21 protein-coding genes are annotated in these 23572 nt (G+C 33.2%); 16 read left to right on the plus strand and 5 right to left on the minus strand.

The features are described 5' to 3' along the window. The 4 genes from BUB80_RS05690 to BUB80_RS05705 all read left to right on the plus strand — a co-directional run. Positions 1–202: integrase core domain-containing protein (locus BUB80_RS05690; RefSeq protein ID WP_139262557.1), on the plus strand; the 202-nt coding region annotated here is incomplete at its 5' end. Between the two features lie 409 nt (positions 203–611). After that, on the plus strand, positions 612–1748 hold the full coding sequence (locus tag BUB80_RS05695; RefSeq protein ID WP_073291756.1) for a helix-turn-helix domain-containing protein: 1137 nt from the start codon (positions 612–614) through the stop codon (positions 1746–1748). 90 nt (positions 1749–1838) lie between these two features. After that, entirely contained in the window at positions 1839–2378 is a 540-nt protein-coding gene (locus BUB80_RS05700; protein ID WP_073291758.1) for a DUF3575 domain-containing protein, read from the plus strand. A gap of 491 nt (positions 2379–2869) precedes the next feature. Beyond that, entirely contained in the window at positions 2870–3280 is a 411-nt protein-coding gene (locus BUB80_RS05705) for an SMI1/KNR4 family protein (RefSeq protein ID WP_073291760.1), read from the plus strand. A 121-nt stretch (positions 3281–3401) separates the two neighbouring features. Here BUB80_RS05705 and BUB80_RS05710 read toward each other — a convergent pair whose 3' ends face one another. Continuing rightward, positions 3402–4910 (minus strand): amidohydrolase family protein, encoded by a 1509-nt coding sequence (locus BUB80_RS05710; RefSeq protein ID WP_073291761.1) that lies wholly within the window; start codon positions 4908–4910, stop codon positions 3402–3404. A 463-nt stretch (positions 4911–5373) separates the two neighbouring features. Between BUB80_RS05710 and BUB80_RS05715 the strand changes: the two genes are divergently transcribed. From BUB80_RS05715 to BUB80_RS05730, 4 genes are all read left to right on the plus strand, one after another. Further along, positions 5374–6609: an exonuclease SbcCD subunit D gene (locus BUB80_RS05715; protein WP_073291763.1), complete on the plus strand. Its 1236-nt coding sequence runs from the start codon at positions 5374–5376 to the stop codon at positions 6607–6609. 1 nt (position 6610) lies between these two features. Then, a complete protein-coding gene (locus tag BUB80_RS05720) occupies positions 6611–10345 on the plus strand; it encodes an AAA family ATPase (RefSeq protein ID WP_073291765.1) in 3735 nt (1244 codons plus the stop codon). 179 nt (positions 10346–10524) lie between these two features. After that, a complete protein-coding gene (locus BUB80_RS05725) occupies positions 10525–10974 on the plus strand; it encodes a MarR family winged helix-turn-helix transcriptional regulator (RefSeq protein WP_073291766.1) in 450 nt (149 codons plus the stop codon). A 21-nt stretch (positions 10975–10995) separates the two neighbouring features. Further along, positions 10996–11844 carry a universal stress protein gene (locus BUB80_RS05730; RefSeq protein ID WP_073291768.1) on the plus strand — a complete coding sequence of 283 codons (849 nt, stop codon included), beginning with the start codon at positions 10996–10998 and terminating at the stop codon, positions 11842–11844. A 113-nt stretch (positions 11845–11957) separates the two neighbouring features. Here BUB80_RS05730 and BUB80_RS05735 read toward each other — a convergent pair whose 3' ends face one another. Both BUB80_RS05735 and BUB80_RS05740 read right to left on the minus strand, forming a co-directional pair. After that, positions 11958–13427 (minus strand): serine hydrolase domain-containing protein, encoded by a 1470-nt coding sequence (locus BUB80_RS05735; RefSeq protein ID WP_073291770.1) that lies wholly within the window; start codon positions 13425–13427, stop codon positions 11958–11960. Between the two features lie 153 nt (positions 13428–13580). Then, on the minus strand, positions 13581–14720 hold the full coding sequence (locus BUB80_RS05740; protein WP_073291772.1) for a helix-turn-helix domain-containing protein: 1140 nt from the start codon (positions 14718–14720) through the stop codon (positions 13581–13583). A 305-nt stretch (positions 14721–15025) separates the two neighbouring features. Here BUB80_RS05740 and BUB80_RS05745 point away from each other — a divergent pair, with 305 nt between their 5' ends. From BUB80_RS05745 to BUB80_RS05755, 3 genes are all read left to right on the plus strand, one after another. Next, positions 15026–15649 (plus strand): Crp/Fnr family transcriptional regulator, encoded by a 624-nt coding sequence (locus tag BUB80_RS05745; RefSeq protein ID WP_073291774.1) that lies wholly within the window; start codon positions 15026–15028, stop codon positions 15647–15649. A gap of 66 nt (positions 15650–15715) precedes the next feature. Next, positions 15716–16705 (plus strand): catalase family peroxidase, encoded by a 990-nt coding sequence (locus BUB80_RS05750; protein ID WP_073291775.1) that lies wholly within the window; start codon positions 15716–15718, stop codon positions 16703–16705. A 32-nt stretch (positions 16706–16737) separates the two neighbouring features. Beyond that, positions 16738–16977 (plus strand): hexameric tyrosine-coordinated heme protein, encoded by a 240-nt coding sequence (locus BUB80_RS05755; protein WP_073291777.1) that lies wholly within the window; start codon positions 16738–16740, stop codon positions 16975–16977. Between the two features lie 68 nt (positions 16978–17045). Here BUB80_RS05755 and BUB80_RS05760 read toward each other — a convergent pair whose 3' ends face one another. Then, positions 17046–18170 (minus strand): acyltransferase family protein, encoded by a 1125-nt coding sequence (locus BUB80_RS05760; protein ID WP_073291975.1) that lies wholly within the window; start codon positions 18168–18170, stop codon positions 17046–17048. Between the two features lie 185 nt (positions 18171–18355). Here BUB80_RS05760 and BUB80_RS05765 point away from each other — a divergent pair, with 185 nt between their 5' ends. The 5 genes from BUB80_RS05765 (at position 18356) to BUB80_RS05785 (ending at position 22643) form a co-directional block, all read left to right on the plus strand. Continuing rightward, entirely contained in the window at positions 18356–19414 is a 1059-nt protein-coding gene (locus BUB80_RS05765) for a sensor histidine kinase (RefSeq protein WP_083547073.1), read from the plus strand. After that, a complete protein-coding gene (locus tag BUB80_RS05770) occupies positions 19407–20111 on the plus strand; it encodes a LytR/AlgR family response regulator transcription factor (protein WP_073291779.1) in 705 nt (234 codons plus the stop codon). The genes BUB80_RS05765 and BUB80_RS05770 overlap by 8 nt, the downstream gene beginning before the upstream one ends. 549 nt (positions 20112–20660) lie before the next feature. Then, entirely contained in the window at positions 20661–21251 is a 591-nt protein-coding gene (locus BUB80_RS05775; RefSeq protein ID WP_073291781.1) for a hypothetical protein, read from the plus strand. An 83-nt stretch (positions 21252–21334) separates the two neighbouring features. Then, complete coding sequence (locus BUB80_RS05780; RefSeq protein WP_073291783.1) at positions 21335–22054, plus strand: ABC transporter ATP-binding protein; 720 nt, start codon at positions 21335–21337, stop codon at positions 22052–22054. 151 nt (positions 22055–22205) lie between these two features. Beyond that, positions 22206–22643, plus strand: coding sequence for a hypothetical protein (locus BUB80_RS05785; RefSeq protein ID WP_073291785.1), 438 nt, complete (start codon positions 22206–22208; stop codon positions 22641–22643). 41 nt (positions 22644–22684) lie between these two features. Here the strand turns inward: BUB80_RS05785 and BUB80_RS05790 are convergent, their stop codons facing one another. Further along, a complete protein-coding gene (locus BUB80_RS05790; protein ID WP_073291787.1) occupies positions 22685–23485 on the minus strand; it encodes a patatin-like phospholipase family protein in 801 nt (266 codons plus the stop codon). Positions 23486–23572: the final 87 nt, after the last annotated feature.

Consider the following 23572-nt stretch of genomic DNA (forward strand, 5'->3'; position numbering starts at 1 on the left):
TTTAGCAGAAAGAATAAATGGGATATTAAAACAAGAATTTTTGATTTATAAATGCAAAAATATTCAAGATCTAAAACAAATGGTTAAAGAAAGTATTTATATTTACAACAACAAAAGACCACATCTGAGTCTGAAGATGCAAACACCGGAAATGATGCATAAAAAATCCGGAAAAGTAAAATCTTCCGGATTCGTATCTTAATTGATAACTTGTAAACCTATTTTAGGACTAGTCAAAAATATAATTACGGAGCTTAAAAAATTTAAGTTTTCTTAATACAAATTAATAAATCACTTTAATAAGACTCATTTCTTAATCACTTAAAAAAGTAATCAGCATTACTATACATTCGTTTTACCAATTCGTGTGAAAGAGCTATATTTAAAAAAATAATATCTAATATCCACAATTAGCAACAGTACCAAACAACAACCTATTAATCAAACAGTTCTTCTTTTTTTTCTGAAATATTATCTTGAAAGTAAACGAAAATATTTTCAACTGTATTTAAATGAGTTCATTTTACATACTAAATCGGACATATTTTGGCAATAAATCTTCAATAGGATCCTATCCTAAAACAAATCTTTAAAACAACTTTTATAAAAAATTGATTTATACAACACTTTTAAATATTGCAATTTTCCAAGGAATAATCTTAGGCTTGGTTATTTTAAAGTCTTCCCTGTTCAATAGTAATTCAAATAAATATTTAGCTTACTTATTATTTACCCTTTCAATTAAATTACTGACTCATGTTTTTGATATTGAAAAGGTATTTACCTCCTATCCTCTTCTGCATTTTATAGACGATATAGAATGGGTATTTCTAATGCCTGCTTTCCTATTCCTTTTTATTATAAACCGGATTGATGATAAAGGAAAATACAAACAAAAAAAATATTTGTGTTTTATCCCATTTGCCTATTCCGCTGTGCTTAATATTATAAACGATCTTGATCATGTTGCCGGGGTTTATACTTTTTCTGAGTCAGGCATCGCTATCATCAGCATACTTGGTTTGGTTCAACTTTTTTTAGCCGTTACATTCATCCCATTCCTTCCGGTTTACTCATATTTTATGATAAGGCATTTAAAAGATTCACAGGAAAAAAAATGGGTAATTACCTTACTAACCTTTGTTTCATTATTGTTATTTGCATGGCTTATTACCGCTCTGGCGGGCTTACTTCTTAATTATGATATTTCTTCTACAATGAGTGCCTTGGCTTTATGTGCAACATTTATCATTCATTGGACCGCTTATATAGGTATTTACAAATATAAATTGGCCAAAAACAAGGATGCTATCTACCATTTTTTACATCAAGATTCAGCTGTTTCATATTCCAATCTGCAAATCGTAGAAGATGATTCCCCACAAGAATATAAGGAATCTATCACAGTTGATAATCTTTATTTTCAAAAACTAGAACTCCTTTGCAAAGATCAGCACATTTATACCGACAGTACATTAAACAGAGAAAAAGTTGCTGAAAAACTAGGCATAAGCGCTGGATATGTTTCTCAAATTGTAAACACGATAACAGGAGACAACTTCGCTCATTATATCAATCAATATCGAGTGGAAGCTGTTAAGGAAATGATATCAAATCCGGAATATGAAAACTACACTTTATTAACGATTGGATTAGAATCTGGGTTTACTTCAAAAACAACTTTTTATAATGCCTTTAAAAAAGTTACGGGTCAGACGCCCAATGAATATAAAAATACCATCAAATAAGTACCATTTTATCCATTTTTAAGGTTTTGAAACCTGCATTAATTTTTATTATTTGAGTTTTGCATTCAAATAATTCAAATTAAATTTTTTATGAAAAAAACCTTTTTACTAGTAATCATGTTGTTTGCTTTTTATTCTGTTAAGGCTCAAAATGAAACTGATCCCAATCCTTATCAGAAAAACAATGAAATTAGATTAAATGTAATTGCGCCATTATCCGGTGCTGTGGAAGTAAATTTTGAACGTCACCTCAACAAAAATTCATCACTGGGTATTGCTGCATTTTTTGTTTATGATGATAAAAAAGAAAAGGATATGAATTACTTCATTTCCCCATATTACAGATATTATTTTGGAAAAAAATATGCTTCCGGTTTCTTTGTCGAAGGATTTGGAGCGTTCACTTCCATTGATGGAAAAAAAATATACTCAGCAGACAACCTGACATTCACTGAGAATAAAGATGTCTATGATGTTGCATTGGGTGCCGGCTTGGGTTATAAATTGGTCACCAAAAAAGGATTCGTTTTTGAAGCCAACGTAGGTTACGGAAAACTTTTATTCAATGCAGACAAAACAGATCATGACGTGATTGCAAAGTATGGATTGAGTGTTGGTTACCGATTTTAATATTAACGCTATCTAAAAACTAAAGAATGAATAAAATCCTGACGAGAGTTGGGGTTTTGTTTGGGTCATAAAGAATATTTATATAAACCGTAAGGAAAATTCCGTTCAAATACGGGTTGAAAATTTTGAAATACTTTTTACTTTTGTTGTTTATAGTACACTATCATTTATTGAAGTCATCTTGACTTAAGTTTTAACTATTTCTGAGGCCAATAAAATTATTAAATTTGATACCCAGATAAAAATCCCTATAACTGGAATAAAACAGTACTGCCGTATTCGCAAATGTATTGAAAGCTATGGGTGCTGTGTCATCAGTAGATGTAAAAATTTTAACTAAATTAAAATTAACTTGGCATTATTTAGATGGGAATTTAAAAGAGATTATGCAATTAATTAAGCGGACATCCATGAAAAAACTTTACCCCATATGGGAAGCTATATTCAAATAAAACCCATTTTAGATATAAATTAATTTTAAATATAAGAATATGATCAATTTTGAAATAGAAAATAAACTTATAACGCCACAAGAATTAAATGAGTTTGAAATAGAAATGGAGCTATCATTACCCCAAGATTATAAAGAATATATGTTAAAATATAATGGAGGATTTCCGTTGAGTTACTATATCTATTTTGGAGAGCCTGATGATGGTATACTTTTATCCGGTTTTAAATCTATTAAATATGGTACTTCTCTTGTAGAAAAGCAAGACTATTTACCAAAAAATTATCTAAGTATCGGGCATATAGAAACCGGTTATTTAGCAATGTCACTAGATGAAAAAGATTATGGAAATATTTTTGTGTATTACTCAGAGGCAGATTTAGAATTTTCAGCTTCATCTTTTACTGAGTTTTTAGACGGTTTGGTTGATTATACCAATATATTTGAATAACGAAACATTTGCTAGTGGAATTATTACCATTAAAAGACGATCCATTTCCTCCTGATGAGGAATAGGTAAAATAAAAATAATGGATAACCAGTAGCTATCCATTATTTTTATATATGATTCATTAATTCAACTTCACATTCATTTTTCGAACAAAATCATCCCATTGATTATTCAAATATGGCAGCGCCTTCTTCTTTTCACTTTCATTCAGGGAAGAATAGTTGATTGAATTAAAAACCAGTTTCTTCAGTGCTTTTACATCAAGCTCCCAATACACAAAAGCTACCCAGAAATCATAGCCAAGACCTTCATATCCGTAAACACTTGGGTCGTCACTATTAATTGAGCACTGTACTCCATTGCTTAATAAAACCCTTGCAGGATGGTTTCGCAGATCACTTACATATCCTAAAATCTGGTTACTGATGGGGCTCACCTCAACTAATTTATTTTGGTTTTTAATCAATTCCATTGTCTTTGGAAAATAAATCAAATTCAAACCGTGCCCAATCCTTGGATTGTTTAATGACGAAATATCTACTATATTTTTATTAAAGACAGAATTGCTTTCGCCTGCATGAAGAAAAAGAGGCATCGTTACCCCATACTTTTTACTGAGTGCGTCTAATTTCATCCAATTTTCCTGGAAAGAATTGATACTGTTTCCAGCCGCCTCATCTGCTACAAGATCAAAGCCCGAAATAATATTAGGAAATTCTTTTTTGAGTTCAAAGGCCGTTTCAAGTTGTTGATCAATGCTTTTCGGATCTAAAAATTTAAAACTTGAATAGATCAATTTCAAACTGAACTGCGGCTGTGTTTTTTGGATTTCTTTAACGACATCCTGCAAATCAGTAATCGAAGTTTTCAATGGATATTTTCCATGCTGAAAATCATAAAGTTCATCAAAGATAAATCTGATTTCCAAGTGCTGTACTTTATTTGCCACCAAATCCTGAAAGCCTTTCTTGTAATATTCTTTAAAAAAAGGACGATAAGGCAATAACAAGCTAATACGTTTAAAACGTTTCTCAAATTCAATCCAATAATCTGTATAGCTACACAACTGATCTCTCTTCAGAATGAGAAGCTCCGTTAGTTCTTTTTCAAAAGCAGGAGTTGCATTAAGCTTTTCATTAAGATTGACAAATCCTTTTGGAACTTTTCCTCCTTCAAAAAAAGCCAGCTGACCGAAAATAAACTGGTCATTATCAGCTTGATCATAAACGTAACATTCTTTGTACTTTCTTGCTGCTGTAATTACCCATTTTACATCGGTAATCCCTCCACTATGGCTATGCAGCAGGCCTCCTTTTGGCATTGATTGAAAAATATTAAATAATTCACTGCCTTCTATCAATGGTTTTATTTCATTGAAAGAACTATTAAACAATGGTATTTTCTGTTGATTTGTTTCGGTAAGGAGCTTTTTTCGTAACTGAAATAATTTTTTATCCAATACCATTTCAGCATCAGATAATTTTATATCAGCATCAAAAGCTAATGATTCATTTTCCCGTTCTAATACAGTCCAATCTTTTTGATAAGTGGATTGTGCAGCCACTCTATTTTGGCATCCAAACAAAGGAAATCCAAAAAGTAAAATATAAGTAAAATATCTCGTCTTCATAATATTGAGATTTGCTTTGTACGATTGATTTTACGCAACAATGTATTGAAAAAAAATAAAGATTACAATGAAATTCTATGAAAAATATAATAAATTTTTAGAGTAAAAAGCAATAGCAATAAGGACTCCCTTGAAAAGTTCTCATTATCAGGATTAAAAGGATTCTTTCATTTATTAAAAAAGAAAAAACTGGGTTTAATTTAAATCATAAAATACGGATTCCCACAAATTCATTTTTTTAATATGAATATCTTTGACACAAAAATAAGATGTATATTCCAACCAGATCGTAAATGTTAATTTAGAAATAATAAACGCTCAGATATGAAACCTCAACCAATACAATCTAATGTATTTAACAATAAGGTTTTCACATCAGGCATTATCATTAAGGAAAGATTTCTCTTATTCAATTAAAGGAAAGACAGGTGAAATGCAATATAATTTTTGACAGAACAGAATCATGAAAATCCTCCATACCGCAGACTGGCATATAGGTCAGCTGTTCCATGAATACGACCGTACCTACGAACACCAACAGTTCCTGAATTGGCTGGTGCAAACTTTACAAGATGAAAAGATTGATCTACTTCTCATAAGCGGAGATGTTTTTGATATTTCTAATCCTGCAGCGGCTTCCATAAAAATGTTTTACAGCTTCCTCAACAATGCCACTAAAGCAAACCCAGATTTACAAATCATTATTACTGCAGGCAATCACGATTCTGCGTCTCGATTAGAAGCACCAAAGCCGTTATTGGAATCCTCGAATGTACATATCATTGGTTTGGTTGAAAAAGATGCTACAGGAAATATTGATTATGAGAAATTACTTGTTCCTATCTATGACCATTCAGGAAACATAAAAATATGGTGTCTGGCTATTCCGTTTTTACGTATGGGTGACTATCCAACGATTCCCGACTCTGAAAATCCTTATACCGATGGCGTAACCGCATTGTACCAAGAAGCATTCGAATATGCGGAGAATAAAAAACAGGATGGACAAACCATTATTGCCATGGGACATCTGCATACACATCATGCTGAGGTAAGTGATCTAGATGTGACCGAAAGACCGATTATGGGAGGTGTAGAATGTATTCCAGCCACAGCGTTTCATCAGGATATTAAATATGTCGCATTAGGTCATATCCACAAGGCACAATGCATTGGTGGAAAAGAGCACATTCGATATTCGGGAAGTCCATTACCGATGTCTTTTTCTGAACTTAATTACAAACATCAGGTTATTGTGTTTGAACTCAACGATGAAATCAGCAACCTTACATCATTAGAGATCCCGCTCTTTGTCCCGCTGCAAAGAATTCCTCAAACCTCGCTGCCTTTACAAGAAGTGATTGTGTTATTAGAAAAATTACCTGTTGTAGAAAACGATTTAGAAATAGCGCCTTATCTTGAAGTAAAAGTATTACTTGATGGACCTGAACCTGCTTTGCGACATAAAATAGAAACTGCATTATTGGGTAAAAAAATAAGACTTGCTAAAATTGATGTTAAATACCCTACCGCAAGCCAGCAAACACCTGAATTTATTACCCAGGAAAAACTAATCGAACTACAGCCCTTGGATGTATTCGATAAAATATACCAATCCAAATACAACAGCAATGTTCCTGCCGATATACTGAAACTTTTTCAACAGGTAACGGAGGAAGTAAACCAAAAAGGAGAATAAGATGAAGATATTGGCCATACGCATAAAAAACCTAGCCTCCTTAGAAGGAAATACTGAGATTGACTTTACCGCCGAACCCCTTTCTTCAGCAGGAATTTTTGCCATAACCGGAGCTACCGGAGCCGGTAAATCTACCATATTGGATGCGCTCTGTTTGGCTTTATACGGTAAAACTCCCCGATACCTTCAGGCAAAAGAAACAGGAATAGAAATCTATGATGTACAGGGAAGTACACTTAGTCAAGGAGATGTGCGAAGTATTTTACGTGACGGAACTGCCGATGGATTTGCTGAGGTTGATTTTAGAGGAGTCGATGGGCAACATTACCGTGCCACCTGGAGTGTAAGACGTGCCAGAAATAAAGCGGAAGGAAGTATGCAGTCTGATTCTGTCACCTTAAAGAATATAAGTTCCGAGGTAGCTATTCCGGGTAAAAAAGTAGAAACGCTGAGAGAAATAGAAAGGCTTGTTGGTTTAAATTTTGAGCAGTTTACCCGATCTGTATTATTGGCACAAGGCGATTTTACTGCCTTTATGAAAGCCAGCAAAGATGAAAAATCATCCTTATTAGAAAAACTTACCGGAACCCATATTTACTCCGAAATTTCTAAAAAGATATTCGAAAAAAATAGGATTGAAGAACAACAGCTTCGCGAACTTACCCTCCGAAAAGAAGGAATCGTAACCTTCAACGAAGAAGAACTCAAAACTTTATTGGAAGAGCAGAATGTTTTAACAATTCAAATTAAGGGGTTAGAAAAAGAAATAGAAAATCTAAGCAACGAAATAAATTGGCACGAACAGCTTGCTACATTTCAAGTCAATCTTCTTGAAGCCAATACCGCATTACAACAAGCAACTGATAATAAAGTAAATACAAGCACACGTAGACAAAAGCTATTGGTTACCGAACAGGTGCAACAAACCAGAAGTTGGGCAGATGCACAAAAATATTCACAGAAACAGCATGATGAGAAAACAACCGCTTTAGGTAAGCTAGAAGAGACAATTACATCGCTTCAAGAACAAAAAGGAAAATTAGAAACACAACTTTCAGAAGCTGGAAATCATTTAATCACACAAAATAAAGCCCTTGATGATGCTCTCCCCTTTCTTGAGCAAGCAAAAAAACTCGATACACTCCTCGTTGAAAAAAAGGAAACATTAGAAAAAACCAAAAAAGAAGCTGAGAATGCTTCAGAAGCAAGTAGCCAGCAAGAAAAATCATTGACGGATAAACAAGCGGAATTAGCAATTGTATCAACTCAGATTACCACTATCACCAACTGGCAAACAGAAAACAGAGACCGTAGCCTAATCGCTGAAAATAAAAACATCATTCTCTCCAAATTACAGGATGCTCAAAAGCTTTTGGAAACCGTACAATCTTCCACCAAAGAATTGGATGTAGTAAAGGATAAAATTAGTCATACTGAGACCGAAAAAACAACGATTGAAGCGAACCTAGGTAAACAAAATCAAGAATGGGAAAGTCTAAGGAAAACATATGATTTCCAATCGAAAGAATTGCTATTAATACCAATCGAAAGTTTAAATTCAGATAAAGAATCAACAACCCGATCTGTCGAAAATACCATCAAAGCACAAGCGCATTGGCAACTGTTATATGGCACACTTACAGAATTGGAAACTTTAAACCAGAAGCAACTAACAGATCAATCCGACTCTCAAACAAAACAACAAAGCCTGGAAGAACTTTCCAGACAATTGGTTGTAGAAAATGCTAGAAAAGAAACTGCTGCACAGCTTTTACAGCAAGCCCGTCTGGCATCAGCCGAAAATATTGAGACGCTTAGAAATGCTTTAGTTGATGAAGAACCGTGCCCGGTATGTGGCAGCACAAGCCATCCTTATACCCAACATCATCCGCAATTACAAAATGTATTGGCTAAGTTGGAAGAAGCTTACAATGAAAATGATCGCATATATCTTACCAGTTTCGGTAAGCATAAAGCTTTAGAGCAAGCTTTTCAAACGCTACAACAAACCATTCAAAATCAAAGCGTGGCAATTCAAACCTCAAAAGCTGCCTTGGAAAGTAGAAAACAAATTTGGGAACAATTCGATATTGCCCAAGAAAGTCATTCGATAGCTAATGCTAAAAAAGCAGACTGGATTGAAGAAAAATTACAATCACTCCAAACAAAACAAGACGGTTTATTTGCGCAAATAAAGGCTCATACTCATCAAAAACAACAGCTAGAAGCAGATAAAACTAAAATCGATCAATTAAAGGAAACCATTGATAGTCTAGCGAATCAATTAAAAGATAAGAATACATCCATTGCTCTTTACCTAGAACAGCAAAATGGAAAGGCTAAGGAACAAAACAAAGCGACATTGGATCTTCAGGAGGTTGAGAAAATAGTCTCCCCCTACTTCACCACCTCAGAATGGATGAAAAACTGGAAGGCAGATCCCACTACATTTGTAGAACGCATTGAAACCTTTGCCAAAACATGGAATGAAAACTCTGAGAATTTAGCGCAAAAAAATCTTCAAAAAGGTTCACTTGAGGCAACGTTAAAAGAGCTGGAAAGTCAGGCAAAAAAACTGTTATTGGAAGTTTCCAATACCTCAGCGGTATATGCACAACAAAACCAAAATTATTTGGAACTTACACAGCAACGCCATGATATTTTCGAAGGAAAATCTGCAAAAGATGTGGAAAATCAATTAAAACAATCCATCACTGAAGCTCAAAAAAAGCAGGATCAGCTTAAAGAAATACAACAGGAACTAAGTATTAACAATACAAAAGCCAACACCCAAAAGGAGGAACTGTTAGCCACAATAAGCATTCTAACAACAGAAGTAAAAAATGCTTCAGAAAAAATAAAAATCTGGCTTAATGATTATAATCAAAAAAACAATCAAAGTCTAAGTATGACTGAGCTTCATCAGCTTCTTACCTTTACGAATGATTGGATTGATGCCGAACGTATAGCATTACAAACTATTGATGATGAGGTAACCAAAGCAACTTCCATCCTCTCTGAAAGAAAACAATTGCTAGATGCTCATCAGCAAAAATCAATATCTGAACGTCCACTCGATGATCTCAATGCATTATTTACTGTGGCAAAATCGGATGCCGAATTGCAAAAACATAAAAGAAGTGAAATTGGTTTCCAATTGCAACAGGATAAAGCCAATAAGAACAAAATTGGCGACTTACTGAAAAGTATCGAAACACAGGCTGGTATTACCGAAAACTGGAGTAAGTTAAATGATATTATTGGCTCTGCAGATGGTAAAAAATTCCGTCAAATTGCTCAGGAATATACTCTAGATGCTTTGCTTGGTTACGCCAATATTCACCTGCAAGCCCTCACGAATAGATATAAGATTGAACGTATTCCTTCTACGCTTGGCCTACAGGTTGTGGATCAGGATATGGGTGATGAAGTTCGCACCGTTTACTCGCTTTCGGGTGGAGAATCTTTCTTAGTTTCGCTGGCCCTTGCGTTAGGTCTGGCCTCTTTGTCATCCAGCCGCATGAAGGTAGAATCTTTGTTTATTGATGAAGGTTTTGGCTCTTTAGATCCTACGACCCTCAATATTGCCATGGACGCCTTAGAAAGACTCCACAATCAAGGTCGTAAAGTGGGGGTAATTTCTCATGTGCAGGAAATGACAGAAAGAATACCTGTGCAAATTAAGGTGAGTAAACAACAAAGTGGGAAAAGTAAAGTGGAGGTTTTGGGAATGTAAATAATAGCTAAGAATACAGAGAAAAATACTTCCACATCATTCATTACCCTAAAAAAAGTGTATAATTTTAACGAATAATAGTTTTAATTCAAACCAATTTTAACTATATTTGTTATGCAAGGAATGAGAGATTTTTCACATTTTCTACTCATGATTTGATATTCATTAATTATTAAAATATGCCTGTAAAACAAAATAACATCTCAGAAATAGCCTTGGAATTAGGGTTGGCAATGGGAGAAATGAAAAGCCGATTGCGGCAGAAAATTCAGGCAAAAATTAATGAATATGATCCTGATCTGTCTTTTGAACTTATAGAAATACTTGGACTTCTCCGCAGGAATAACGGAATAAACCAGCAGGAAATAAGCAGTAAAGTAAGCAAAGATAAATCAAGCATTACCTATCTCATCAATAGTCTTGTAAAGCGAGAATTGGTTGAACGGGTAGAAAATACAACAGATAGAAGAAATAAACAGATCTTCCTTACTGTAAAAGGAAATGAAATTGTGGAAACCGTTTATCCCTGGGCATTAGAGCTGTATAAAAAAGCAGCCGATGATCTTAATGAAAATGATATAAACAACGCTCTTCTCTTAGTAAAAAAAATGACCGCAAATCTCGAATAACTGAATTTTACACTAATTAATATGAGAACAATACTTATACCTGTTGATTTTACATCAACCACAGAAAATGCAGTAAGGCTTGCTGCTGAATGGGCAAAGCGTTTTGAATACACGCATATTATTCTTTTAAAAACTTCTAAAGAATCTGAATTTGATTATCTGCATATGGCAGAAGGTCATTCATTTGTTAATGAAGAAAATGTCAACAGTCTGTTGGAACAAACAGAAGTACTGCTGAAAACGCTAAGCACGATAATCAACGAAAAATCACCTCAACTAAAAGTATCAACGGCGGTAAGTGACTGGACGCTTACAAAAAGTATCAATGAACTGTTAAAAGATCATCCGTCGGTAGAATTGATTATTTTAGGAAGTGACGATCAGGCAGCTTCCAATGACAGTTTTGTTTCGGAAAATATTATAAGTATTGCAAGAACAAGCCCTGTTAAGACCCTCATTGTTCCCAATGGATACACATATACTTCCATCAAAAACATTCTTATTCCGTGCGATGTAAATGCTATAACAAAGCTAAACCGACTGTTTCATCATAAATCTATCATTCAGGAGCAGGATGTTAATCTTATGTTTTTGAATATTCATACAGACGAAAAAACGGAAGTAAGTAATGATAAAAAGAAAGAGCTGCAAGAATATATTCATCAATATTTAACCGAGATCCCAAGCAGCATTCATTATTCATATGATGAAAATATTATCAACGGAATTCTGAATTTTGCATCATTGAATGAAACCGATCTTATCATTGCACTACCGGGAAGACACAGTTTCCTATATTATATGGCAAGCAGAAGTATTTCTGAGGGCATTTACCAGAATGTTAATCAGCCTGTTTTGATATTAAAATAATGATCCATTATAGAAATGGATCATTATACTAGTTTTTAGAAATAAGAAACAATAAATTCCTAAGTTTTATGTCATTTGATTCTTTTTGACAGATTCAAAGAAATATGCAATACTTATTTTTCTTTATTACTGACTTGGGTTTCTACTTTCAGGTGATCTCTTATTAAGGTAACAGAGCTTAATTTACCATTGCTGAAATCAAATTTTAATAAGTTAGGATAGTCTACAATTTTAAATAATCCATTTTCCAGATACAACAACTCATTATCGTTTTTCCCTTTAAAATATCCCAAAAGTTGAGACTCTACGTAGAGACGGTTATTTTTTTCTACTATTTTGGTTTCCACTTTTTGCCCGTAAAGAAAATCGTCGTACGTTCCTATTAGTTTTTGTTTTAGGCTTAATGGCATTTCCTGAACGTTTTCATTGGCTGGTTTTTTATTCCAATCCATCAATGTCAGAATTTTTCTTTGCGTATGCCCTATCACAGGAATACGATTCTTTTTTTCGCCATTGGCAAGGAATACAAACCCATTTCCATCTGTCATCGTCGCAAAAACACTCCCACCAACTCCAGTATTAGATCCGTTGCATGAAAACCAACCATAATTGTTATATTCAAAAGACTTTTGCCATCCGTATCCCCAACCACCAACGGCATTTTTTAAAGCAGTAGCTTCCGTTACTTTTTGGGCTACCCGATGAGAAATCACTTTGTTGTTTTTATTGCGCAAAGCATTTTGTATCTCTATAGAAAGTATAGCCAAATCAGAAGGTGTAGACCATAATCCAGATGCTCCAACTTGTGGAGTGATAGGTATTCCTGTTTTAATTACGTTTCCGTTTTCATCATGAACAAGGGCAATATTGGTTAAAAATCCCTTTTCATTAGGTTGGATCATCGTAGTATTTTTCAAACCTAGAGGTGAAAAAATATGCTCTTTTGCAAGCTCTGCAATAGACTTATTTAAAGTGTCTTCTAATGCCATTTGAACAATTACATACCCGCCGCCGCTATATTCGAAATCGGTACCCGGTGAAAAAAGAAATTCAATTTCCTTATCATATCTTGGTATTTGTCCTAAAAGACTTTGTTTTATGGTAGGAATTGTATCTCCTTCATAATAATCTGCAAATCCACCCTGATTTGTACCTGATGTATGATTAAAAAACTGTTTCCAGGTTGGGCTGTTATTTTCCGTAAACTTACTTTTTGGCAAATGCCAGCGCTTTAAATATTTTTCTATGGGATCATCCAGATTAATCAATCCTTTCTCTTCAAGAATATGGCAAAGAAGTGCTGTGATTGGTTTTGTAATAGACGCAGAAGAAAAAGCAGTGTTCTCATCAATTTTTTCGGGAGAATTGGCAGACTTTACCCCCACTTGGTTTGAATATACAATCTTATAATTTTCAAATACAACAAGACTAAATCCTCTAAGTTTGTATTTTTCTATTTGTTGATTAAGCTGTAAACTGTCTGTAAGAAAACTATAATCAGTTTTTTTTGACAACACTTTATGACTTGTCTGACAACTTGAAATAAGTAGGATAAAGATGAGTAAATAAGTAGCACTTTTCATGGTATCGTTTTTTTAGATTAAAAATTATTTCGATACAAATATGTGAAAGATGCTCAGGCTATGCGACCGAGTAAAAGTAATCGGCCTTATTGGGTAATAAAAATAAGTACGAATACTAAAATGAACAAGTACGAGTAATTACAATGCACTATACTACAAATATTTACGATACGCAGTTGGTGTATTTCCTGTGTGTTTTTTAAAAGCCGTATTAAAAGAAGATTTTGAATTAAACCCCACTTCATATAAAATTTCAAGAACCGTAACTTTAGTTTTTGTAACATCTTTTAAAATTTCCATTGCATTTTCTATACGGTAGGTATTCACAAAATCATAAAAATGCTGTCCTAATTGATGGTTAATTAAAACAGATAATTCCCGAGTCGGAATATCCATATCATTAGAAATATCCTGAATGGTTAATGAAGGATTAAGAAATGGTTTTTCTTCTGCCATATATTTTTTTAGCCTTACTAACTCTTCATTGTACTCTTCGTTAGTTACAGCTAGCTGATCGTTATTTTTCTGTTCTAAAATAATATCAGAAGTAAGCTTTAATTTTGAATCTATATTTCTAAATAAGCCGGGGTTATTTAAAGCTTTAAATAAATACCAACAAACAATAAATAACTGAAATACGAGAAGTCCAATTTTTATCCACTCAGAAATATATGGATAATCTGAAAACTTAAAAATATTTTTTAATAGCGTAATTAAATATAAAATAGTCAGTAAAACCGTAAACTGGAATAACCAATGATAGGAATTAACACTGGCACCTGCATAATTTTCAAGATAGAGCTTTTTTGCTTTTCTTAAAATCATAAAAACTGCAACAATATAAGCCATCAATTGAATATGTATTAATATATGATTGAATTGCAGCTCTATCATATGTTGGCGATTTTCAATAAAACTAATTTTAGAAGCCCCATCTACTCCATAAAAATGGGGTATTAAAATTATATTCGCTACCAAAAATGGAAGCAGATGGAGTAAATGTTTAGGTTGAAGCTTAAAATCTGAATAACAAACAGACAATACATAGAGATAAAAAACAGGAATTTGCAAAAAAGCAAACATACCTCTCAGCATTCCCAGATTTGAAGGACCGTCAACTGTCAGATTAAACAAATATTCGCTTACATCTATTGCCATTATTATGAGAAAAACCGCAAACAAAGCATTACTTGTCTTATGCTTTGTTTTCACTGTAAGCAAAAAAAAGGCAAGAAATAAGGAAATGAATAAGGAGATTGTAGTCACAACAATTAATACGTTCATCTTATCCATTATTTATTCTTTTTTGTTCATTATTAATTTTCAGAAAAGTTGTTTTCTTTAAGCTTGTAGACAACATTTCAAGGGTTATATTAGTTTCTTGAGATTCAAACCTGAATCGTGCAAATATAAAAATTAGATTGAGAAGTTATCTTTATTTTTTTTTCAGAGGAAAAAATTTTAAAAAGCATATTTTTTAGTTAATCGTAACATTACTTTTAGCATTTAAAATTTAAATTTCTGTGTCGGTTTTTTATTTTATTACCTTTACTTAAGAAATTCAGGAACACGTAACACACCTTTTTAGATTGTAGAGAATGGATATAAAAATGCTGGAAAACTGCCTCCCAGACTTTGGAAGAGATCTTATTGCAGAAATTGATAAATTTGGAATTATAAAAAACTATTCCATAAATGATTTTGTCATAAAGCAAGGTCAGTATGTTCGGTATCTTCCCATTGTTTTAGAAGGAAGCGTAAAAGTATACAGCACTGAAGACGGCCTACAATTTTTATTGTATTATATTCTCCCCAAACAATCTTGCATCTTTAGTTTTGCTCATTTATTCAGTCAGGATCCCATAGATTTTTCGGCTGTTCCGGAGGAAGAAACTCAGATTTTATTGATTCCAATTGAGAAGGCAAAAGAATGGGTGTTGAAGTTCCCTTCATTTAACCATCTTATTATGGCCGAATTTCAAAAACATTACAATGATCTGCTGCAAACCACCAAACAAATTATCTGTTACAAACTTGAAGACAGACTTTGGTCTTATCTGAAAACCAAGAGTGAAAACAGCCAATCAAAAGATTTATCTATTACCCATAAAAATATTGCTGATGATTTGGGCACCTCGAGAGAAGTGATCTCAAGGGTGATGAAAAAACTGGAACATGAAAATAAAATATTTCAAGACGGGAGAAAAATAAAAATAGTTTAAGGTAACATTTGTTACTTAGTTCAAATTTTGTGCAGATTATTTTTGCCTTACCTAAAAGGCATTACAATGAACACACACACACAATTATCATTACTATTCTCTGCCCTGCTTTTCACAGCAACCGTAAAAGCGCAAACTACGACGTCTACTCCCCAACAAATGGTGGATGCTCTGCATGGTGTTTTTGGAAAACATCCTAACGCAAGAGCTGTGCATGCTAAAGGAATTATCACGGAAGGAACTTTCACCCCCAGCGCTGAAGCAAAGAAAATCTCTAAAGCTTTGCAGTTTAAAGGAGGAACAACACCAATTACCGTTCGTTTTTCAGATTTTACAGGCATTCCGAATATTTCTGATACAGATGGCCACTCAAACCCGAGAGGATTGGCGATTAAATTTCATTTAACCGATGGTACAGAAACTGATATTGTAGCCCACAGTTACAATGGCTTTCCCGTAGCAACAACAGATGAATTCAGAGAATTATTATCAGCGCTTGCAGCCAATGGATCCGCTACTACAAAACCTACAACACCTTTAGATTCTTTTTTAGATGCTCACCCAATTGCTAAAACATTTCTGACGAGCCAAAAACCTGCATCTACCAGCTTTGCTACTCTTTCGTATTATGGAGTTAATTCATTTAAATTTACCAACGAGAAGGGAGAATCAACTTTTATAAGATACCAGTTCATTCCTGAAGAAGGCGAACAATTTTTAACCAAAGAAGAACTTTCTAAAGCGAGTCCCAATTATTTAAATGAAGAAATTAAATCACATTTAAAAACTAAAAACATAACGTTTAAACTCTATGCTCAAGTCGCTGAAAAAGGTGATATCATAGAAAATCCATCCATCGCATGGCCAGATACACGAAAAAGAATTCTACTGGGAACACTTTCAATTAAAAAACTAACCGCAAACACATTGGAAGAAGATCATAAATTATCTTTCATTCCCAATCATCTCACGAATGGAATTGAAATCGCAGATCCCATGCTTGAAGATCGCTCAAAAGCTTACCCCATATCGGTACAAGAACGTCGTGAAAAATAAAATAGAATTATTTAACTTTAATAAAAAATAACATGTCTGAACACATTGAACTTATCCCCAAAAACACCCTCATCACCAACACCCCGGAAGAAGGCCGACAACTAGCCGTAAAAATGGCAAGGCTTATCATTAAAGTAACCCAGCCTGATGCTGAGGTAAGAGGAAAACTAAGGCCTATATATGCAGAAGATGCATCCATGCTCATTGCTATCGGACAAACTGTAGCCACGGAGTTTGCCACCATTGCCGCTGCTAATAATTATTGGAGATAAGAGTCTTCCGAACTAAGTTTAATTTAAAACAATCCCCAATAGAAATTTCTCTGGGGATTGTAAAATCATTACAAATTATTTTTCCTGTTCAAAATTCTAAATTTCAATGTTGCAGAAGGATTTTCAATGATAAACCTATAAAAAAGTCCACCTCCAATACATCCGAGCAGACAGAGAAAAAGACTCAGACCTCCGGAAGGCTCAATCTTGAAATGAGCTAAACCACTCTGGATTATATGAATAATTCCTTTATGGGAAAGATAAATAGCGTAAGACAAACCTGCCAATTGTGTGGTAATATATAGTTTTGTCTTGTTGAGAAACGACGTTTTTGAAATGGCAGACAATACAATAAATCCATAGCTTATTGCCACAAACGTAAAACCAAAAATTGACGCTTCTCTTGAAGTCTGCTCTCTACACATCCAGAATGAAATACTTAACAATACTACTCCTACGATAAAAAGTATATTCCCGTTGTTATGGACTGTTGTATTAAACTTTGACGAATACTGTAATAAGTAGCCTATAAAAACTCCTACCGCTAAACCATCCAACCGTGTATGGGTTGGATAATATATTTCCATATACCACAGCCTCCAGAAATCATCGGTTCCCATGCTCGATTCAATATCACCTTGCCATGCAATATATCTCATTAGTATTGAAAAGAAGATGAGCAGCACCAAGAAAAAAGGTAAATAGCTGAACATTTTTGTTTTTACGGCAAGCAACAGTAGTAAAGGAAGAACCAAATAAAACTGTTCTTCAATACATAAAGACCATGCATGAGAAAATGTTCCCCGATTGATAACATCAAGCCCATAATTCTGTGTAAAAGTGAGAAATTTCCATAAGGAAGAAAGTGCCTCTCTTTCTCTAAAAAAGGGAAAATAAAAATATAAGAAAACCGTAAAAAAATACGGTGGCATAATCCTAAAAACACGTTTAGGAAAGAATGTTCTCAAGTTGAAGCTTCCGCTTTTATTAAGTTCTTTAAACAATTGGCTTGAGATCAAAAAACCACTTAATACAAAAAACAGATCAACTCCCGTCCAACCAAACTGTCCGATGGTATCAATCCATTCCGGATGTTTGAATGCCCGATAATGGTATAATAAAACCAATAGTATGGCTAAAGTTCTTAGATGATCAAGCCCATACAATCTGTCTCTAGATGTGTCTTCACTCATTTTTTTTAATGGCAAATATGGTGTATTGCCACTATTAATTTCAGCATTATACGTTGAAAACATCATTTTGAGTATGAACGATACGTTGCGCTTTATACACTTCAAACCATGTCGTTCGTCACCCATTTAATCCGTTTAAATGAATATCCCCTCTCCTATTTTAGGAATTCATAATTTTGAAGGTTATGAAAATTGAATTAAACAATAATATAAAGCAAAATATTTTTTTCCAGCTGGTTTTTTGGCCTGCCTTATTTCTATTTGCTATCGTAAGAGATTATGGTGACTATGAGCCTTCGGAATTTATGGATGTTGTTATTTATAATTTCTGCCATTGGATTTTTCAGATTTTCAGCGCCAATTTTATCTATTATATTCTGTTCAGAAGATTTTTTGATCAAAAAAAATATTTCAAATTTTCAGTCAATCTTTTATTTAGTCTTTATATTATTTCTGTAATCAACAGGATTTTTATTGTGTATGCAGCAGAACCTTTTTTTATTAATTTACCTAAAGACAGCTTTACCAGCATCTTTACAGATATAGGTTATCTTTTGGCTCATTATACTTTTCCTATTATCAGCAGTACATTTATTTTCATATCCATCATGTTTTTCGTACGGTATAAAGATGAAAAACAACAAACGATGAGGTTACTTAAAGAAAAAACAGAACTAGAATTACAATCTCTGAAATCTCAACTCAACCCTCACTTTCTTTTTAATACACTGAATAATATCTATTCTTTATCCTTAAGCAATTCTGAAAAAACCTCAGAATCAATAAGTCGTTTATCAGATATTCTAGACTATATTTTATACAAAGGGCAAAAAAGATGGGTTCCGATATCAGATGAACTCACCATTATTGATGACTACATTGCCCTTGAAAGTCTCCGTTATAATGAAAGATTGAAAGTTAGTAGAAATATAGAAATCAATTTTTCTAATACAATTCCTCCTTTGTTATACCTTACATTGGTTGAGAATGCCTTTAAGCACGGTGCCGGAAAAACCGCCTATGAAGTTCAAATAAAAATTGATATAAAAACCAACAAAGAATTTTCTTTTTTCAGAATTGAAAACACATGTGAAACTCCACGTAATAAAGACAATAAAGGGATAGGAATACAAAATATAGAGCGACAGCTCCGCTATCATTACCATGACAATTTTTCGTTTCTTATTTCCCAAGAAAGTAATACTTTTATTGTTGAAATAAATACGCCAGCAGCATATGATTAATTGTATTATCGTAGAAGACGAACCATTAGCAGTGACATTGCTGGAAAACCACATTGCTAAATTTGAGACAGCACTAAAAGTAGTTGGGAAAGCAGCCAATGCTATGGAAGCCTATCATTTGATTCAGACCAAAAATGTAGATTTAATGTTTCTGGATATTCAAATGCCTCATCTCAACGGAATTGATTTTCTTAAGTCTTTACATCACAAACCCAAAACTATTTTTACCACTGCATATCGTGATTTTGCTATAGAAGGTTTTGAGCTTGAAGCTGTAGATTATCTTCTAAAACCCATCACTTTTGATCGTTTTTTTAAAGCTATTGAACGCGTGTTGAGAAACATAACTCTCCATTCTGAAAATGATTTCATTATGATTAAAACAGATGGAATGCACCGTAAAGTTTCACTCTCAGAAATTATATATTTTGAAAGCCAGGGAAATGACATTAAAATTCTTTTGATCAACAATGAATCTCTTATTTCAAAAAGCAAAATAACAGAGCTGGAATCTCTATTATCTACGAAAGGTTTTATAAGAATCCACCGATCATTTATGATCAATTCTCACTATATTACCGCTTTCAACTCTAATGAAGTACTGCTCGGGGTTCATCACATTCCTGTAGGCAGAAGCTATAAAAATGAATTTGAAGCTTTTATGAAACTCATTTCTAAAAATTCTATTAATCTGTAAGAAGATCATATCCTTCCAAGCTCACAAAAGGCTGAATTGGTAAAATTCAATATTTTAACTAACTTAGCTACCTAAATTCTTAAATAACACACAAATGAAAAAAACCTTTATGTACAAAATCCCTCTTCGCACCAAGCAACAGTCATTGATTCGTTCATCATTAATTCAAATCATTTAACGTAATTCTTAATTCAAACTTGGTATATCTCTACGATATTAAAAAAACAGAATGAACAGTGATTTTAAATTAGCAATGATTTTTTAGTAAAAAATCACGTAGCAATTGTCTCTTAATAAATTACACACACATCAATTTATTGTAATGTAGACATTTTTTTAATATCAACACCACCACAAACCTTTATATACAACTCATTAATAAAGGATTAACAACAAGAATAATGCTTCAATGAAATGCATACCATTTATTGCCTATTAATCATTGATATTAAAAAAAAATGCTACTTTTGCTCAAGGAATAAAAATTGTTTTTAGCGTTTTTATTAGTAATTTAGAGATACCAAATTATAAAACATTAAAAATCATCACATGAAAAAAATAATTCTACTATTTACTTGCATGTTCGGGATTTCAGTTTTTTCACAGATTAAAGTCTTGAAAAACGAAACTTTAGTGGAAATTGGTAAGGATAATTCCGTTGGTTTATATAAAAAAGATGATAAATTCACCATCAACTATCAGGATCTTAATACCTCTAATCTAAATACTTTCAGATCTTTTTCATTTCAAAATATGAATAAAGATGTGGAAGGGCTTTATAAAATGATTACGGATGGGTTTATTGATTCTCCAGAAGGAAATATTGTACTGGAACTTCCTAGTGATATTATCGAGCTTCACTACGAGAAAAACTATGGTCAACCGACTGTTCAGTTTATTCATTATATCAACAAGAATAAAAAATATGTTGGAAAGTCACAATTTCTAAACAAAAAACAGATTGATAAAATTTTCGGAAAGACAAACGGAAAGGCCGTTTTGTATGATAAGCCGGGGATGAAAACAAATTCTACGATGGGATCTACAAACGTTAACTCTTCAACAAGTACAGCAATACCATTAAATGACACTTCTGAAAGAACACCATCTTCTACAAAAAGTAAGAAATATAAAAAATAAGCAATCTTTATAAAACATAATTAAACTCATTCTTCCCGGATGAGTTTTTTATTTCTATTTTTGTAAAAACATTGTTTTACATTATGTCACTTCAAATAATCAATCTGACCAAAAAATTTGGTGAACAAGTCGCATTGAATACCATCAATATTTCAATTGATAAAAACGAGATCATAGGTCTTCTAGGTCCAAATGGAGCCGGAAAATCTACCCTCATGAAATCTATTGTAGGTGCATTGAAAATAGATGAAGGTGAGATAATCTTTAATAAAAAAAACATTTCTGAACACGAGATTGAAAGCAAGAAAAACATTGGTTTTTTGCCTGAAAACAACCCTTTGTATCTTGAAATGTATGTAAAAGAATACTTGCAGTTTGTTGCAAATATTCATAAAATCTCTGAAAAAAGAGTGGACGAAGTGATTGAATTAGTAGGAATTACTCCTGAAAAATCTAAGAAAATCAGTCAGCTTTCTAAAGGATACAAGCAAAGAGTTGGTTTGGCACAGGCCATTATTCATCAGCCGGATCTTTTAATTTTAGACGAGCCTACAAATGGATTAGATCCTAACCAGATCATTGAGATTAGAAATGTAATAAAAGAAATTGGAAAAGAGAAGACTGTTCTACTTTCTACCCATATCATGCAGGAAGTCGAGGCGCTTTGTTCTCGTGTAATTCTTATCCATAAAGGGAACATCCTTCAAGATTGTCCGATTGATGAATTTAAAGGCAAATTTGAAAGCCTAGAAGAGGCTTTTGCAAGCTATACCCAAATGGAAGCAGTGAGCATCACAGAATAAATATAATCTATAATAAGTCCTACTATTTGTAGGACTTATTATTTTAAGCCAAATTTCAGGTTTTAAATAATTCTTTACAATTTACATTACACAGAGGATCCTACATTTGGCATTAAATTTGAAAATATCCAAATACATAAAACTCATTACAATGATTAAAAAAATTTTACTAGGAGCATTTTGTATCGCTCAGTTTTCATTAGCATATGCTACAGAAATTAAAAATGAATCACCCAAATCATCTACTGTTTCTGACAATTATCAGAAGGTACCTAAAACCGTCATTATTAAAACAAGCAAGTTCAAGATCAGAATAGACTTACAACCTAATGGGCAATATCTTTATCAATCTTGGGGAGTTAACTCAAAAATTACTTCAAAGCCAAGCATGATTATTCCTAATGGAGAATTAATTCCTGATGGTAGCGGAGGAAACTATTATTATGAATTCAACAATAATGGTTTCGTTTATCAAGTATGGAGAAATTACCTTACAGATTCGGCTACCAAAGCACCTTATACGTTAATGGTAACAGATTCAAACGGTAAAACTATCGTAAACCAAGATGGTCGCGTAGTTAAAAATTAAGCATAAAAAATCCCACTTTTACGGTGGGATTTTCTTTTTATTTATGTTCCCGATGGTTTTAATTCTGTAAAAAATCCACTTTCATCAAAACTATCTTTTGCAGCGTTATATCCAATAGTGAAAATTTCTTCCAAACGATCTTTCTTTCGCTCAAAAGCTCCATAACTTGAGAGCTCTTGTGAAGTGATAAACCAATCGCAATATCCAAACTTTATTTTTTCAACTCTGTAAGAAAGAAGATCATAAGAACGGGAAACAATGGCCTTTATCGTTTTTAAATCATGAATATTGATATCATGTGGTGGAGAAACAAACACACCAATCAATTGGTCACATTCATCCCGGATTACATCTGCTGGAAAGTTATTTAGCACACCTCCGTCGCAATACATCTCATCTCCTAAAATATAAGGGGTTGTAACACCGGGAATAGAGCATGATGCAATAACAGCATCAGTCACCCTAAAGTTATCATCAAATATTTTCTGAGTTCCGGAAACTAATTCTGTTGCTACAATTTTCACTTCCTTATCCAAATCACCAATTTTCATATCATGAAAAATCGGCTTTAAATAGTTATTGAAGATCACCGAAGAAACCAGTCCCGGTTGATTGAAGGTAAAATGTTTCCAATTGAAGAAATAAACTGACTGAAAAAAATCCAGAATCTCCTCAGGTGTTTTTCCTACTGCATGCAGACAACCAACAAGAGATCCTGCGCTACAACATGATAAAACATCAATATTGATATTTTTTTCTTTCAAGAATTTTAAAACTCCTGCATGGGCAATACCCTTCGTTCCGCCTCCGGATAAAACCAATCCTGTTTTTTCAAAATTCATAGAATAAATTTAAGAAAACAGAGTGAGAAAATGAGATTAATTTTACTAAACATCCAAATTTTAAAATTATTTTAATAATTCTTTTAT

The sequence above is a fragment of the Chryseobacterium polytrichastri genome, assembly GCF_900142445.1.
GTDB lineage: Bacteria > Bacteroidota > Bacteroidia > Flavobacteriales > Weeksellaceae > Chryseobacterium > Chryseobacterium polytrichastri.